Annotated in this window: 2 protein-coding genes; one reads left to right on the plus strand and one right to left on the minus strand. The window is 71.3% G+C overall.

Annotated features, from left to right (window positions below; all coding sequences use genetic code 11):
* Positions 1-270: 270 nt before the first annotated feature.
* On the plus strand, positions 271-1,485 hold the full coding sequence (locus RH94_RS13575; RefSeq protein ID WP_073947868.1) for an IS110 family RNA-guided transposase: 1,215 nt from the start codon (positions 271-273) through the stop codon (positions 1,483-1,485).
* 109 nt (positions 1,486-1,594) lie between these two features.
* On the opposite strand, the gene RH94_RS43270 is transcribed toward RH94_RS13575, so the two are convergent.
* Positions 1,595-1,888, minus strand: coding sequence for a hypothetical protein (locus RH94_RS43270; protein ID WP_073947869.1), 294 nt, complete (start codon positions 1,886-1,888; stop codon positions 1,595-1,597).
* Positions 1,889-1,955: the final 67 nt, after the last annotated feature.

Raw genomic sequence — 1,955 nt, forward strand, 5'->3', positions numbered from 1 at the left:
CCCGTTACCTTTCTCGTGGCCCCGCAACGGGGCGCCTGGCCCCCGGGTCCGGTATGGCTGTTTGCCCCCTGTCGCACGCATGACCTGGGGGGTGTTGCCGCCGGGCCTCGGGGCACCGCTTGACCGCTGATGAGGGGCCTGACGACCGCCCGGTCCGGTGCAACGCCGGACCGCTTCAGGGCGGGGATGTCTGCGTAACGTGGTTGCCGGCGTGTGGTGCCGCAGGGACGGCCGGGAGTTGGGAAGACGAGAGGCGAGGGGCACGCGCACATGGTCGACACGACCGCGATAGATCTCTTCCTCGGCCTGGACCTGGGTAAGGAGTTCCACCACGCCCACGGCCGGACCGGGGACGGCAGGACCGTGCACGACAAGCGGCTGCCCAACACCGAGCCGAAGCTGCTGGAGCTGTTCAGCAAGCTGGTGGCGAAGTTCGGGACAGTGCTGGTGGTCGTGGACCAGGTCGCCAACATCGGCGCGCTGCCGCTGACGGTGGCCCGCGCGGCGGGCTGCCGGGTGGCCTACCTGCCCGGGCTGTCGATGCGCCGGGCCGCCGACCTGCACCCGGGCGAGGCCAAGACCGACGCCCGCGACGCGTTCGTGATCGCCGAGACCGCCCGGACCATGCCGCACACCCTGCGCGCGGTGGACCGAGACGACGAGGTACTGGCCGAGCTGACCATGCTCACCGGCTACGACAACGACCTGGCCGGCGAGGTCAACCGCGCCACCAACCGGCTGCGCGGCCTGCTCTCCCAGATCCACCCCTCCCTCGAGCGCGTGCTCGGCCCACGCCTGGCCTACCCCTATGTCCAGGCCCTCCTCCAACGGCACGGCTCCCCGGCGAGACTGAGGAAACTGGGCCGGACCCGCTGCGAGGCCCTGCTCAAGGCACACGGTTCACGCAAGGCCCACCACCTCACCACCGAGATCTTCGACGCGCTCGCCGAGCAGACCCTCGTCGTTCCCGGCACCGAGGCGTCCGCGCTGATCGTGCCGGGTCTGGCCGCCCAGCTCGCCGCCGCCCACGCCCAGCGACAGGTCACCGAGCAGGAGATCGCGGCCCTGCTGGAGGCCCTCCCTCTTTTCCACCTCCTGACGTCACTGCCCGGAATGGGCGTCAGGACCACGGCCGCCGTGATCGTCGCCATCGGCGACGGCAGCGGCTTCCCCACCGCCGGGCACCTCGCCTCCTACGCCGGACTCGCCCCCGCGACGAAGTCCTCGGGGACCTCCATTCGCGGCGAGCACGCCCCCCATCGCGGCAACCGCCTGCTCAAACGGGCTCTGTTCCAGGCCGCGTTCGCCGCGATCGGCTGCAAGAGCGACCTGTCCTCGAGGGTCTACTACGACCGTCAGCGCGCCCGCGGCAAGACTCACACCCAGGCCATCCTCCGCCTGGCGCGGCAACGCGTGAACGTCATCCACGCGATGATCCGCACCGGGACCTTCTACGAACCGCGCACCCTCGACCTCGCCGCCTGAACACCCCACCCGCCTACCCTTCCCACCCCGTCACGCCCGCGCACTGGCACGGCCACCCCGCCAAGCCGGCCACCGGCCTGCCCACACGACACCCGATCCGCCGGGAACGTCACGCTTCGCGTGACGTTCCCGAAAACCAGCACGAACCCCTACGAACCAGCCCCGCCAGGGTTGACGAAACAGATAGGGGCACCCCCCCGACGGCCTCGACCTCGTTGACGGCCTCGCGTACGTCGTGCGGGTCCTTGGGGTAGTGGCCGATCACGCTCAGGGTGCCGGCGCGGGCGAAGGAGACCGCCAGGGCCCTGCCGATGCCGCTGGCGCCTCCGGTGATGACGGCGACCTTGCCCGCCAGGCCGTCGTCCCGGACCGGGGTGGCGGAGTCGTGCCGGGGTGCGGTCATGCGGCGGCACCTTCCTGTGCGGTGTGGTGGACCACTGCGATGTGGTGGTCCTGGTCGACGTGGCGGG

It is taken from the genome of Streptomyces kebangsaanensis (assembly GCF_001906585.1).
Classification (GTDB): domain Bacteria; phylum Actinomycetota; class Actinomycetes; order Streptomycetales; family Streptomycetaceae; genus Streptomyces; species Streptomyces kebangsaanensis.

What these genes read in the sequence shown, in the direction of transcription:
- RH94_RS43270 (WP_073947869.1), bottom strand. Translation starts at nt 1,888, where the DNA reads ATGACCGCACCCCGGCACGACTCCGCCACCCCGGTCCGGGACGACGGC.
- RH94_RS13575 (WP_073947868.1), top strand. Translation starts at nt 271, where the DNA reads ATGGTCGACACGACCGCGATAGATCTCTTCCTCGGCCTGGACCTGGGT.